Genomic DNA, 13,685 nt, shown 5'->3' on the forward strand with positions numbered 1-13,685 from the left:
CTCATTGTCCCGTGAGCCGCAGCAAAGCCGCCCACACATCACCCGGTCCAACAGACCAGAAGCCTTGCCCTGGCCGCGCCGCAAGCGACAGCATCGCCGCCAGAGGTGCCACCGCCAGCAGCGCATCAAACCGGTCAAGCAACCCGCCATGACCTGGGAGCAACGTGCCGGAATCCTTCACACCCCGCGCCCGCTTCACAGCACTTTCCGCCAGATCTCCCGCCTGAGCCAGAACACCGAGCAGTACCGCCCAGACCGCGCTGCGCATCAGAACCACCGAATCTGCGCCCCACAAAGAGGCCACAACAACGCCGGCAATCAGCGCGCCCGCCAGACCACCCATCGCACCGGAACGTGTTTTACCAGGAGAAATGCGCGGCGCCAGCTTCGGACCGCCCGCTACGCGCCCAACCACATAAGCCGTGGAATCACTGCACACGACCACCGCAATGGCAAACAGAACCGACCAGGCACCCGGTGGCGTGCAGAGCCGCAGCCAGAGGAGAGCCGCACCCGCGGCGATGATCACGGCGCTGCCTGCCCATAGCGGCGGTCCAAAAATAAACGCACTCATCACGAAAGCCGGGACCGCGCTCCAGTGTCCGTAAAACGCCGCGAGTCCGGCACAGCCCATCCATGCGACATAGAGCACGCCACGCCAGCTCCGCACTGATGTGCGGAACAGCGTAGCCACTTCAGACGCCATACCGCACATCGCGGCAATGACCAGCACACCGTAGAACAGCCCACCCGCCCCGATCGCGGCACCAGCCACGACGATCAGGACGGCGGCTGAAATGAGACGAGGCCTGAGATCCTGCCAGTTTGCGCCACGGCGGTCTGGTATCTGCGGTGCAGGCGATGAAATCACGCCGGACGGGCGCCAAAACGACGTTCACGGCGACCATAAATATCGAGAACGCGCGCGAAGCAGTCGCCGTCAAAATCAGGCCAGAGCGTTTCAAGAAACACCAGTTCGGCGTAAGCACTCTGCCAGAGCAGAAAGTTGGACAAACGGTGCTCACCGCTCGTTCGCACAATCACATCCGGATCCGGAACACCTGCCGTCAACAGGTGCCGCGACACCATCGTCTCGTCAATAAGACCCGGATCAAGCTCACCGCGCTGCGCCGCCCGCGCCAGAGCCTGTGCTGCCTGCACAATATCGCTCCGACCGCCATAAGAAAGCGCCAGCAACAATGTCAGTCCCGTATTGCCGGCTGTCAGCGCCTCGGCCCGCGCCATCTCGGCACACAGATCAGCCCCGAAACGCCCGACCTCACCAACAAACCGGATCTTCACTTGTTCCTGGTGAAGTTCCGATACCTTATGTCGCAGATAGAATTTCAGAAGCCCGGTGAGATCCGCTACCTCGCTCGGCTCACGCCGCCAGTTTTCCGAAGAGAACGCATACAGCGTGAGATAGTCCACCCCGTTGGCCCGCGCGGCCCGCAGGCACCGTGTCACAGCTTCAGCACCGGCCTTATGACCAGCCGCACGCGGCAACCCGCGTGACGCTGCCCAGCGACCATTTCCGTCCATGATGATCGCGACGTGTGCAGGAATCGGACCACACGACGATGTTCCGGTCGGGAGCGCACCCGTCCGGGCGACTCCCACAAGGGGTGGCATGATTTGTCTCAGACCTGCTTAATCTCGCGTTCCTTGTCCGCAAGGATTTCTTCGACTTTCTTCACATACTGATCAGTCAGCTTCTGGATCACATCCGACCAGGACTTCACCTCATCCTGACCGATCTCGCTCTTTTTTTCGAGTGTCTTCGTCTGATCCATACCGTCACGACGCACACCACGAACAGCGATCTTTGCGCCCTCGGCATACCGTCCTGCTGCTTTAGCCAGTTCGTTACGCCGCTCTTCCGTCAGTTGCGGAATTGGCACGCGGATCGTCTGCCCCTCACCCGCCGGATTCAGTCCCAGTCCGGAATCACGAATCGCCTTCTCCACAAGACCTGCCAGCGAGCGATCCCAGACCTGCACCGTCAGCATCCGCGCCTCGGGCGCGGCGATCGTTGCCACCTGAGACAGTGGCACCTCACCGCCATAAGCCTCGACCCGGACCGGCTCCAGAAGTGCCGCGTTTGCCCGCCCGGACCGAAGGCCGGCCAGATCACGACGCAGGCTCTCAAGCGCACCATCCATTCGGCGCGTCAGATCCTCTGTAAGGGTGCTCAGTTCAGCCACGATGGCTCTCCTACAACAAGCCAGGGAAGTGGATTCCCCACCCCCGGCAAAAACAAAATCTCTCAGTGCATGTCCATGCGCTGCATCAACCCGCTTCTTCAATCCGGGTGAATTTTCCCTTACCCTGGATCACACGCTCAAAAGCGCCGGCCTCGTGAATGTTAAAGACCACGATCGGCAGTCGATTCTCACGCGCGAGACTGATCGCTGCCGCATCCATGACATTCAGGTCACGGGACAATACTTCCAGATAAGTCAGCGTGTCATAGCGCGTCGCCGTCTCATCCTTGCGGGGATCAGCACTATACACCCCATCAACCTGCGTGCCTTTCAGCAGCAGATCGCAATCCATCTCAGCCGCCCGCAGCGCCGCCGCCGTATCGGTCGTGAAGAACGGATTACCCGTGCCCGCCGCGAAAATGACCACACGGCCCTTTTCCATGTGCCGGACAGCCCGCCTGCGAATGTAAGGCTCGGCGATCGACGACATATGAATCGCCGACATCACACGCGTCGGGACACCTTCGCGCTCCAGCGCATTCTGCACCATGAGAGCATTGATCACCGTCGCCAGCATGCCGGCATAATCACCCTGCGCCCGGTCCATGCCGCGCGCCGCCGCAGTCAGTCCGCGAAAGATGTTACCGCCGCCCACCACAAGGCAAACCTCGGTCCCCCCACGGGAAACATTTGCGACATCAGCCGCGATCCGGTCGACGGTCTGAGCGTCAACGCCGAACTGGCCGGAGCCCATCAGCGCTTCGCCTGAAATCTTGAGGAGCGCACGGCGCGGGGCGACAGATGTGTCGTTGATGGTATTCATTGGACCTCAATGCGCGGACAACCGGGACATACCCGCGACACAAACCCGATCAGATCCGGCACGCGGGCTCCGATGCACGTCATATCGTTCACAGCCCCGCGCCACAAGGCTCGGAACCAGGCTTTTCGCCCTGCGTCCGACTCACATCCTTCATCAGGCACACCCGTTCAGACGTTGTCATCAAGCCCGATCGCCCGTAACCGCGCCCGCTCTTCATCCCAGCCCGACCGTTCCTTCACGTTCAGAAACAGGTGACAGGGTCTGTCCAGCAGTCCCGAAAGCTGCACCCGCGCTTTCTGCCCGATCTCCCGAATACGCTGTCCGCGTTCACCAATCAAAATCGCTTTATGGCTCGCTCTCGCAACGTAAATCGTCACATCAATCCGAACCGAACCATCCGGCCGCTCGGCAAAACTCTCCGTCTCTGCCGTTGCGGCATAAGGCACTTCTTCGTGCGTCTGCAGAAAGACCTGTTCACGCACCAGTTCCGCCGCCAGCAACCGGTCCGGCAGATCTGTCAGGTCATCCTCCGGATAGAGATACGGCCCGACAGGTAAATTCGCCGCCAGACGATCCAGCAGGTCGTTCACACCGTTACCGGACCGCGCGCTGATCATGAAAACATGCTCAATCTCTATCAGCTTCGAAATCTCGGCCGTCAGCGGCAGCAGAGACTGGGCCATTACCAGATCAGTCTTGTTCAGAATCAGCCACACCCGACGCTTCACTGCCGTAAGCCGCTCAATGACCGCCCGTACGCCATCATTCAGCCCCGCTTTCGAATCAACCAGCAGAAGCGTCACATCAGCATCGTCTGACCCCGCCCAGGCCGCCGCTACCATCGCCCGGTCCAGCTTACGCCGCGGCTGAAAAATACCCGGCGTATCCACCAGAAGAATCTGCGTCGTGCCCCGCATCAGAATACCAAGCACGCGAAACCGCGTCGTCTGAGCCTTGGGACTGACAATCGACAGCTTCGCACCCGCCATGCGGTTCAGCAGGGTGGATTTCCCCGCATTCGGCGCCCCGACCAGCGCCGCAAAACCGCACCGTGTTTCCTGAGTCATTTTATTCCTGTTCCCGGCGCCTCACCAAACTGCACCAGCAGACTGGCTGCGGCCGCACTCTCAGCCGCCCGTTTATTTCCCGCTTCACCTTCGCCACACGCACCAGCTGCATGCACCGCCACAACAAATCGCGGCGCATGAGACGGTCCGTCCGCGCTCACAATCGCATAAACGGGGAGCGAAAGCCCCCGTGCCAGCACCCACTCCTGAAGCGCTGTCTTCGGGTCCTTCGGTGGCTGAGCCTGTGCCGTTATCGCACCGGACCAGTACCGCCGCACCAGCACCCGCGCCGCATCAAGGCCGCCATCCAGATAAAGCGCCCCGAGAATCGCCTCCAGCGCATCAGACAGAACATTCGCCGTTTCACGAATGCCAATGCGCTCCTCATGCAATGCAACATCCAGCGCCTCAGACAGATCAAGCGCATGCGCCACTTCCGCCAGCGCCGTGCGCGACACCAGATGCGCATGACGCGACCCCAGAGCTCCCTCCTGCTCGCCCGGATAGCGCTCCAGCAACCACTCCGCCATCAGCAGCCCAAGCACACGGTCGCCAATGAATTCGAGCCGCTCGTTCGAGCCCGCCCCCTTCACCACACGCCGTCCGCTTCTCCCGACCGAGCGCTGGTGAGCCGCAGAACGGTGAGTCAGGGCCATCCGAAGCAGAGCAGCATCCGCAAAGCGATACCCTATCCGCTCCTGAAGCCGGTCCACCACCTTCTCGTCCACCACGCCCCCCTTTTTTCCGTCACGTCACATGATGCGCGCATCACGACGCTATGCCCCGGGCACATCGATTGATTCAGACACACACTTCCGGACAACTGCTCGGGACAGAAATCCGGATGCTGCTCCTGTCAGTGAATCAGCATGAAAAGCCGTGACCACCGGATTTCCATCGGCCATTCCCAGAACTGCCAGATCGGATAAGCCGCATCCACGGAAAAGAATATCATTCCGGCATGTCCGACGAGATTCTCCATCGGGACAAAACCAAGATCTTCCTTCCCATCGCCCATAAAACGACTATCCGCGCTGTCATCGCGGTTATCGCCCATCGCGAAGAAGTATCCCGGCGGCACTACATAGTCCGGCGTGTCGTTCTGCATCCCCTCATTGGTCAGCCGCAAAACATCATGCTCCACCGGTGCCGCACCAGCACTGCCCGGCAGCGTCTCATGACACAAAGCTCCCTCCATTCGGGTCCGCCGCTCATCCACCGCCGCATAGTCGCCACGCGGCGAGCAGGGAACAGCCGTCCCGTTAAGATAAAGCTGCCCCATCCTTACCTGAATATGGTCGCCGGGAAGCCCGATAATGCGCTTCACATAGTCAATCGACGTGTCCTTGGTAAACCGGAACACAGCCACATCTCCCCGATGTGGCACGCGATCAGGAATCCGCCCCTCAAAGAGATTGGGAGACAGCGGCAGAGAAAACCGGGAATAACCGTAGCTGTATTTCGAGACCCAGAGATAATCTCCGACCTGCAATGTCGGAATCATCGAGCCGGACGGAATGTTGAACGGTTCCCACAGAAACGTCCTCACAGCGACGACAACCAGAACAACCGTAGCCAGAGAACGAACCGTCTCGATCAGAGCGTCTTTACCCGACTGCTTTCCGTCCTGCGGTGTCGACGCCATATCGTCCGTCTTCTCCATGCCAGTCATCATCTTTCACTGTTGCGGCAGAAGGCTCCGTGAAACATTCCGCTCCACCGCCAGCGCATTCCCGCCCCGGCCTGCCCGGAACGCCGGCGGATCAAGCCGCCCCCTCCGTTCCCTGTCAAGCACGGAAACCAGCGCGGATCGACCGCCGAACACACGCTGCATCCCTGAACTGACGGGATATCCCGGAACTCTGCCCAAACCTGACAGGGACCAAAGCCCCCGGACCAGGATCAATGTATTCCGGCAACCAGTTCATCCGGAACAGCTTCAATCATCACCTGCGCCAGAGCATAAGGCACATCATCGGTCATCGTCAGATGCACCCGCACCACCATCCCCGCCGGCGTCAGTGCCGCGAGTCGCGTCGCTGCCCCACCGGTAAGAGTCAGTGTGGGCTGACCGGACGGTAAATTCCCGACCCCGATCGTGCTGTGAAAAACTCCGGCGGCAAATCCGGTCCCGAGCGCCTTCGCACAGGCCTCCTTCGCTGCCCATCGCTTCGCATACGTACCAATCCGCGCATGCCCGCTGCGCCGCTCCGCTCGCCCCCGCTCCGCATCCGTGAACACACGCTGCAAAAACCGGTCGCCAAATCGCCCGATCGCCCGATCGATCCGCCGCATATCGGTGAGATCCATGCCAACGCCAATAATCATATAAAACGACCCGCCATACCCGGACACCCGGAGCAACAGACACCCGCGTCAGGACCGTGCCCGTTCAACCTGCGAAATCCCCTCGCATGATCGCAATCCACCAATCACACTCGACAAATGCCTCAGATCGCGCACTTCAACATCAACGAGGATTTCCATAAAATCGAGTTGTCTGTTGACAATCTTGAGATTGACGATCGCTCCGTCCTGTCGTGACACAGTATTCGTGATCGCCGCCAGGGTCCCCGGCTCATTCGCCGCAATGACCGTCACCCGCCCGACAAATGGCTCCGAAACCGGACCACCCTTGCCAATCGCACTGTAATCCCAGTCCACATCCAGAAAGCGCTCCGGCGTCGCGGCAAAAGCCTCCAGCGTCTGACAATTCGCCGTATGAACCGTCACGCCCTTGCCGTTGGCCACAACACCAACGATCCGGTCACCTGGCAGGGGATGGCAACAACCGGCAAAATGAACCGCAATCCCCGCACCCAGCCCGACCAGCGGCGTCGTGCCCCCCCCGCTTTTGGGACGCAACCCTGGTGGCCGCGCTGCAAAACCGGGAATCATCCGGGGACCGCGCGACGTCCGTCTCAGCTCAGGATAAGCCGCGTGCACCACATCGCGAGGCCCGATATTGCCTGCCGCAACAGCGACGTATAAATCCTCGACAGAAGCCTGCTTCAGATCCTTGAGAAGAGTTTCAAGCACCTTCTCCGATCCGTCCACGCCTTCCTGACGGAACGCTTTCGCCAGCGCCACCTTGCCGGAATCCAGCGAAACCTGACGCTGCTGCGCCGCTACATAGCGCCGGATGCGCGCCCGCGCCTTGCCCGTGACGACAAACCGCTCCCAGGAGGGGGACGGCGTCCCGCCCCGCGCGGTCATGATCTCGACCTGGTCACCGTTCTGCAGTTCGTAACGCAGCGGAACCAGCCGCCCGTTCACCTTCGCGCCAACACAGGCATCCCCGACCTGACTATGCACCGCATAGGCAAAATCGACCGGTGTGGCCCCACGCGGCAGCGGTATCAGTTGCCCTTTCGGCGTGAAGCAGAAAACCTGATCCTGATAGAGTTCCAGCTTGGTATTTTCGAGAAACTCATCCGGGGCAGCAGAATCCTCAAGAATCTCCAGCAGATCCTGCACCCAGCGTGGCCGCTTCATCGTCCGCGCCGCGCCCTCCGCCGTCGTCTGTGGAAGCTGCTTATACGCCCAGTGTGCCGCAACGCCGTTCTCGGCGATGTCGTGCATGTCTTCCGTGCGGATCTGCACCTCAATCTTCTGATTGCGCGGATGCCTCAGCGTCACACCCGTATGCAGGCTCTGATAACCGTTGGCCTTCGGGGTCGAGATATAGTCCTTAAACCGCCCGGCTATCATCGGAAACGCCGCATGGATTGCGCCCAGCGCCGCGTAACATTCTTCCCGGCTATCAACGAGGATACGAAACGCCATGATGTCGGAAAGCTGTTCGAACGCCACGTTCCGGCGCTGCATCTTCTCCCAGATCGAGTAAGGCGATTTCTCGCGCCCTGAGACCTCCACATGTGTAATGCCTGTCTCATGACACAGCCGCGCCAGCTCGATCTTCACCTCATCAATGACATCCGCGCCCTGTCCGCGCAGATAATTCAGACGTGCCCGGATCGTCGCATCCGCCTCCGGCTCCAGCTGGGCAAACGCCAGATTCTGAAGCTCGGTCTTGACGCGATCCATACCAATGCGCCCGGCCAGCGGGGCATAGATATCCATCGTCTCGCGCGCGATACGCCGCCTGCGGTCCTCGCGCTGCACGAAATGCAACGTCCGCATGTTGTGCAGCCGATCCGCCAGCTTGACGATCAGCACCCGAATATCGCGCGACATCGCCAGCACAAGCTTGCGGAAATTCTCCGCCTGCTTCGTCCGGTCCGACTGCAATTCCAGTCGCGTCAGCTTGGTGACACCATCCACCAGTTCCGCAACCGTAGGCCCGAACTGCTCCCGCAGGGTGTCAGCCGTAACGCCGGTATCTTCAATTGTATCGTGAAGCAGTGCTGTTGCGATTGAAGGAACATCGAGATGAAAGCCGGCGAGTATCATCGCCACAGCCAGCGGGTGAGTAATGTAAGGATCACCCGCGTCCCGCAACTGCCCTTCATGCGCCTCACAGGCCACATCGAAAGCACGCCGGATCAGCGCGACATCAGCATCAGGATTGTACTGGAGAATTCGATGAATGAGTTTGTCGGGCGACACGGAAGGAACCGGACCGTCCTGCATCGACGGGGAGAGCCCGTGGCCGCCAGCCACCGCTCCCTGCATTGCGTTACCTGCTTCACCGCTCACGCCCGCACCCCGATCGGAGCGGACAGGAACAGCAGAACGGTCAGACGCAGAATCACGGATTGTGTCAGCTCTCCGGGCAGCAATAAAAACATTACCATCCTGGCTCATGAGCCAGGATGGTAATTAAAAAATCAGCGCTTGCGACCGCTCATTTCAGCCTCGAAAGCAGCCTTCATTTCTTCCGGAGAGAGGTCAGTAACCTCCTCCTCCGCCGAACTCTCCTGCAGCCCAAAAATATTCTGCTCGGTCGGGATAAGATCCAGCACTTCTTCATCAGCCGGCTCCGGCTCCGGCGCACGTGCCAGCGACCGGATCAGATCGTTGCGCAACGAGTCCAGCGGAACGGTCTGTTCAGCAATCTCACGGAGCGCGACAACCGGATTCTTGTCGTTATCGCGGTCGATCGTCATTTCTTCGCCACGCGACAGATTCCGTGCCCGCTGAGAAGCCAGAAGAACCAGTTCAAATCGGTTGGATACCTTGTCGACGCAATCTTCGACTGTGACGCGCGCCATAGGGCATGCCTCCGGAAATTTTGTTAAAGACAAGTCTTACCATCCCGGACCGCTCAGGGGAAGAGAGAGTTTCCATACCCGTCATAAGCTGACTCTGGCTGGTTCAGGACTCAGCCCGCAATAACCTGATATCCTGCGGCCCAAGCGCCCCGATCAGCGTCTCTACCGATTGCCTCAGAACCGGATGCACCCAGCCCGCGCTCACATCCCGCAGCGGAAGCAGCACAAAGGCACGCTCATGAGCCCGGGGATGCGGCAGCAACGGCGCCCTTTCAGTCCTCACCATGCCGTCCATATCGATCAGGTCGAGATCAAGAGTCCGTGCGGCATTCGCCACGCTCCGCACCCGCCCGAAGCACGTTTCGATCCCATGCAGCGCCTCCAGCAGCGCTTCCGGCCCGAGTTCGCTCTTGCCGAGCACAACACCATTTATGTAGGGAGGCTGTCCGGAGGGAGGAATCGCCTCACTCTCGTACCACGGGGAGACCGTCTCCACGATCAGACCGGGCAGGGCACGCAATGCAGCGACCGCCGCCTCACAGGTCGCTGCGGGAGATGCCGTTTCCCCGGACACAGGATCAGCGCAGGCGAGATTGGCACCAAGAGCAATCAGAACGGACACCGGTTTCTTTTCCATACGCATCTCAATGATGACCCTGCGCTCAGCCGGCAACCCTCATTCACCAATAACCAAAACTTAACCCGTCCCCAGATAAACTCCACGTCATTCAAGGAAGAAGCACATATATGATTACCCACAACTCGGAACGGACATGCCTTTTTATTGACGGATCAAGTCTTTATTCAGCATCCCGCGGCCTCAATTTTGATGTCGATTATCGCAAGATGCTCGATTTTTTCTCAAAAAAATGCCACCTTCTGCGTGCCTACTACTACGCAGCCATCCTCGATACCGAAGAATATTCTCCCATCAAGCCGCTGACCGACTGGCTGTCCTACAACGGTTACTTCCTCGTCACGAAGACAGCCCGGGAATATACAGACCAGAACGGTCGTCGGCGCGTCAAAGGAAACATGGATATCGAGGTCGCGGTAGACATGATGGAAGCCGCTCCGCGCATCGATCACGCCATCCTGTTCACCGGCGACTCCGATTTTCGTCGCGTTGTCGAGGCGGTTCAGCGACAGGGTGTGCGGGTTTCGGTCGTCTCATCCATGCGCTCATCCCCACCCCTGATCGGTGATGACCTCCGTCGCCAGGCCGATCAGTTTGTCGAGCTGGCAGATATCGCCGAAGAATTCACCCGGCGTCAGGCTGAACCCCGGCCCCGGCCGACAGCCCCGGTTCGCCACCCGGCTGACCAGTTCAGCGAACCCGACGATGAGTCCTACACCTGACCATGCCGGCCAGCCTCTCCGTTAATACGCACCCACTGCAACATATCCCGTCCCGGGCGGAGAGGGGTATCAGCTGCCACAGCCGGAAACAGACGACATGAATTCCGGCTACACCCCGATCATCGACGCTCCCCGCGCCCGCGAGCCGGCTGCGGACTGCGCGCTCTGTCCACGCCTGGCCACTCACCGTGAAACAGGGCGCGTTGCCGACCCCGAAGGATGGTATACTCCCGTACCGTCGCTTGGATCGCGCGGTGCGCCGTTGCTGATCGTGAGTCCTGGTCCCGGCGGCAGTCGTGTCCACGCTGCGAGCCGCCCCTTCGTGGATGAACACGCAGCAACGTTTCTGTATGAGTCCCTGTATGCCGCAGGCCTCGCCGAAACACCCCACGGCCTGGCCACCCATAATCTCCCGGAACCCACCCGTTACCGGATCGTCTGCGCCACACGCTGCGGCGCGCCAGGGCATCTCCCGCAGCCCTCGGAAATCATCGCCTGTAACCAGTTTCTCAAGTCCGAAGTGCAGACCATGCCAAATCTGCGCGTCGTTCTCGCGCTCGGCGTCCTGGCCCATAATGCCACCATTGCGGCCTGCGGCGTGCCCTTCTCACGCACAGGGTTTCATCATGGCAGAATCACCAGCATGCCCGATGGTCTGCGCATCGCCGACACCTATCACCCGTCGCGCCATAACATCGAAAACGGCCTTGTCACACCGGAGGCCTTTCGGAAACTGATTGGCGAGATCATCGCGGAACTCAATTAACGCCAAGTCTGACCTGGAATCGACAGAGACTGCAAACGCATACCCCTCCTCGTTTAAGTCCGGCGATCAAATCGTGTCGCGAGCAGAACAAGAGTCAGAACCGCGTAAATCACCGGCTCGATTTTCACACTGTCGAAAGACAGCAGGTAATGAACCGCGACAAGCAATGCCGCGATGTAAATTCCCCTGTGTAATACACGCCATTTCCATCCAAGCGCACGTATCGACGCTCGCTGAGATGTCGCCGCCAGCACAGTCAGAATAAGAAAAGCCACGACTCCAAAAGGAATAAAATAATTCGTGAGCACGTCATGAAGAATGACAGACATCGCAAGCTTCTTGTCTATGACGGCAAAAATCCCGACATGAAAAAGAGCATACGTAAAAGCCAGCAACCCGGTCACACGGCGCCACCGCACCAGGTTGATCCCGCCATAACGACGTAAAGGCGTGATCGCGAGCGTTACGAGCAAAAAACGAAACGCCCAGAGGCCCAGATCGCTTTCCGCCTGTGCCACCGGGTCATCGCCGAGTTCGCCCGACCTGAACATCCACAGTTCTGACGCCAGCGGAATCAGCAAAAGACAGTAAAGCATAATCTCCCGCAGGAGCGGAGAACCGAAACGCAGCGGACGTGGGCGCATCGGTGAACGCCCGGAGGGCGTCATACCCATCCATTCCACCCGCAAAATCTAATACCAGAGGTTGTGAAGATTGACCTGTGGATGAGAGTATTCGGGCTCAGTCCGGACCCGGCAGGGACCGCAGACCCCTGCACCCCGGTTTGCTGATCATAAAACGGTTTGCAAAGGCGAGCCTTTGCAGGGCTCCAGGGCAGAGCCAGAGCCCTGCCAGTCCCGCACCGGCCAGCCCTGCACCAGCCAGTCTCACACAGGTCAAAGGCCAGACCCTCTGGTATCGGAGGCTGTTTCAAAAACCTCACTGCTGAGCGAGAGCACCCCTGAGAGGCATGACCGGCATGTGTTTTTGAGTACGGAAGCGGAGCAACCGTGCGGGCCGTGAGCAGCGGAGCGCAGAAAACGCGCGTCGGATCACCGGCAGAGGGGCTTTTGAAACAGCCTCTAATCTTCGCTGCGCTACTCCTCATCACCGCCCCCATATCCTCACCTCATAAGAAAACACACTGCACCCAGTCGCAACACCGGCTCACCAGTTTCTCAGAACGGAACCACACTCAGATGCGTTAGACTGACATTACGACAGTCCGGAAATCTGTCCTGTTTCCACAGACATGCCTCCGGGCTTTGTTTCATAAGCCAGTTTCCCCGGCCTGCGATGCGTGCCGGTGGAAGCGGCGGTAAAGGAGAATACATATGTCCCAGCTTTCAGCGGAAAACGCCCCGAAAATTGGATTTATCGGCTTCGGCGCTATGGCAAGCCGGATGGGCGCTCACCTGACGAAAGCCGGTTACGCCGTGACCGCCTATACCCCCACAGGCAAAAGCTCCGCCCCCTCGGTCAGAATGATCGATTCCCCGCGACATCTCGCGCAACAGACCGAAACCGTCATCGTCTGCGTCCCAGATGACGAAGCTCTCGCCGCGTCCATGTATGGTGAAAACGGCACCCTCGCCGGCATGAAGTCCGGCGCAATGCTCATCAACACCTCCTCGGTCTCACCGGAAGCCACAGCAGAACTCGCGGCCGCCGGAGAAAAAGCTGGCATCACCGTGCTTGACGCCCCCGTCTCCGGCAGCACCCCCGAAGCAGAAGCAGGCACTCTGGTCATCCTTGTGGGCGGTGCCACAGATGATGTAGCAAAGGCACAGCCGATCTTCGATGCTATCGGCAAAATCACTATCCATGCCGGCCCGGCGGGAAGCGGCGCCCGTCTGAAACTCGTCATTAACGGCATTATGGGTGCCGGCCTCACCGCCCTGGCCGAAACCGTCGCATACGGCCTTGCCGCAGGCCTCGATCGTACCATGCTGTTTGACGCGCTTGATCAGGTTGCCGTGATCTCCCCGCATCACAAACGCAAGCTGAAAGCCGCGAAAAACGGTAATTTCGCCCCACAATTCCCTGGTCGCCTGATGCAAAAGGATATGCGTCTGCTGCTCGATGCCGCTGCCCGCGAAGCCGTGCCCGTGCCAACCATCGCCGCGACAACCCAGATGCTTTCCCTCGGCCGACGCCAGTATCCGAACGAGGATTACTCTGCCCTGATTGGCATCATGGAAAAAATTGTCGCAAACGACGCCGGCAAGCGGAAATAGATCTGAGTGAAGGGGTCCGCGCCCCGTTCCGGGTGCGGGCGCACTCTCTGACTTT

16 protein-coding genes are annotated in these 13,685 nt (G+C 59.7%); 3 read left to right on the plus strand and 13 right to left on the minus strand.

Annotated elements, in window-relative coordinates; all coding sequences use genetic code 11:
- Position 1: 1 nt before the first annotated feature.
- The 12 genes from GOB85_RS03170 to folK all read right to left on the minus strand — a co-directional run bounded on the left by GOB85_RS03170 (position 2) and on the right by folK (position 9,905).
- Positions 2-871: a phosphatidate cytidylyltransferase gene (locus tag GOB85_RS03170; protein WP_338421636.1), complete on the minus strand. Its 870-nt coding sequence runs from the start codon at positions 869-871 to the stop codon at positions 2-4.
- Entirely contained in the window at positions 868-1,542 is a 675-nt protein-coding gene (gene uppS / locus GOB85_RS03175) for a polyprenyl diphosphate synthase (protein ID WP_242011266.1), read from the minus strand. The genes GOB85_RS03170 and uppS overlap by 4 nt, the downstream gene beginning before the upstream one ends.
- Positions 1,543-1,640: 98 nt before the next feature.
- Positions 1,641-2,162, minus strand: coding sequence for a ribosome recycling factor (gene frr, locus GOB85_RS03180; protein WP_194298660.1), 522 nt, complete (start codon positions 2,160-2,162; stop codon positions 1,641-1,643).
- Positions 2,163-2,289: 127 nt separating this feature from the next.
- On the minus strand, positions 2,290-3,027 hold the full coding sequence (pyrH, locus tag GOB85_RS03185; RefSeq protein ID WP_173576174.1) for a UMP kinase: 738 nt from the start codon (positions 3,025-3,027) through the stop codon (positions 2,290-2,292).
- A gap of 167 nt (positions 3,028-3,194) precedes the next feature.
- On the minus strand, positions 3,195-4,094 hold the full coding sequence (gene era / locus GOB85_RS03190) for a GTPase Era (protein WP_173576175.1): 900 nt from the start codon (positions 4,092-4,094) through the stop codon (positions 3,195-3,197).
- Positions 4,091-4,825, minus strand: a complete 735-nt coding sequence (rnc, locus tag GOB85_RS03195; protein ID WP_408737018.1) for a ribonuclease III — start codon at positions 4,823-4,825, stop codon at positions 4,091-4,093. The genes era and rnc overlap by 4 nt, the downstream gene beginning before the upstream one ends.
- A gap of 125 nt (positions 4,826-4,950) precedes the next feature.
- Entirely contained in the window at positions 4,951-5,757 is an 807-nt protein-coding gene (gene lepB, locus GOB85_RS03200; RefSeq protein ID WP_173576176.1) for a signal peptidase I, read from the minus strand.
- A 15-nt stretch (positions 5,758-5,772) separates the two neighbouring features.
- Positions 5,773-5,928: a hypothetical protein gene (locus tag GOB85_RS03205; protein ID WP_173576177.1), complete on the minus strand. Its 156-nt coding sequence runs from the start codon at positions 5,926-5,928 to the stop codon at positions 5,773-5,775.
- A gap of 68 nt (positions 5,929-5,996) precedes the next feature.
- Positions 5,997-6,422: a holo-ACP synthase gene (acpS, locus tag GOB85_RS03210; protein WP_173576178.1), complete on the minus strand. Its 426-nt coding sequence runs from the start codon at positions 6,420-6,422 to the stop codon at positions 5,997-5,999.
- 48 nt (positions 6,423-6,470) lie between these two features.
- Positions 6,471-8,687, minus strand: coding sequence for a RelA/SpoT family protein (locus GOB85_RS03215; protein ID WP_242011268.1), 2,217 nt, complete (start codon positions 8,685-8,687; stop codon positions 6,471-6,473).
- A gap of 197 nt (positions 8,688-8,884) precedes the next feature.
- Positions 8,885-9,268 (minus strand): DNA-directed RNA polymerase subunit omega, encoded by a 384-nt coding sequence (gene rpoZ, locus GOB85_RS03220; protein WP_173576179.1) that lies wholly within the window; start codon positions 9,266-9,268, stop codon positions 8,885-8,887.
- A 103-nt stretch (positions 9,269-9,371) separates the two neighbouring features.
- A complete protein-coding gene (gene folK, locus GOB85_RS03225) occupies positions 9,372-9,905 on the minus strand; it encodes a 2-amino-4-hydroxy-6-hydroxymethyldihydropteridine diphosphokinase (protein ID WP_173576180.1) in 534 nt (177 codons plus the stop codon).
- A 110-nt stretch (positions 9,906-10,015) separates the two neighbouring features.
- Between folK and GOB85_RS03230 the strand changes: the two genes are divergently transcribed.
- Positions 10,016-10,627 carry a LabA-like NYN domain-containing protein gene (locus GOB85_RS03230; RefSeq protein ID WP_173576181.1) on the plus strand — a complete coding sequence of 204 codons (612 nt, stop codon included), beginning with the start codon at positions 10,016-10,018 and terminating at the stop codon, positions 10,625-10,627.
- A gap of 97 nt (positions 10,628-10,724) precedes the next feature.
- The gene (locus GOB85_RS03235; protein ID WP_173576182.1) at positions 10,725-11,393 is read left to right on the plus strand and encodes a uracil-DNA glycosylase family protein; all 669 of its coding nucleotides are present in this window, start codon (positions 10,725-10,727) and stop codon (positions 11,391-11,393) included.
- A 53-nt stretch (positions 11,394-11,446) separates the two neighbouring features.
- Here GOB85_RS03235 and GOB85_RS03240 read toward each other — a convergent pair whose 3' ends face one another.
- Positions 11,447-12,037, minus strand: coding sequence for a protein-methionine-sulfoxide reductase heme-binding subunit MsrQ (locus GOB85_RS03240; RefSeq protein ID WP_173576183.1), 591 nt, complete (start codon positions 12,035-12,037; stop codon positions 11,447-11,449).
- A gap of 690 nt (positions 12,038-12,727) precedes the next feature.
- Between GOB85_RS03240 and GOB85_RS03245 the strand changes: the two genes are divergently transcribed.
- On the plus strand, positions 12,728-13,630 hold the full coding sequence (locus tag GOB85_RS03245; RefSeq protein WP_173576184.1) for an NAD(P)-dependent oxidoreductase: 903 nt from the start codon (positions 12,728-12,730) through the stop codon (positions 13,628-13,630).
- The last annotated feature ends 55 nt before the right edge of the window (positions 13,631-13,685 follow it).

Source organism: Acetobacter fallax (assembly GCF_011516735.1).
Classification (GTDB): domain Bacteria; phylum Pseudomonadota; class Alphaproteobacteria; order Acetobacterales; family Acetobacteraceae; genus Acetobacter; species Acetobacter fallax.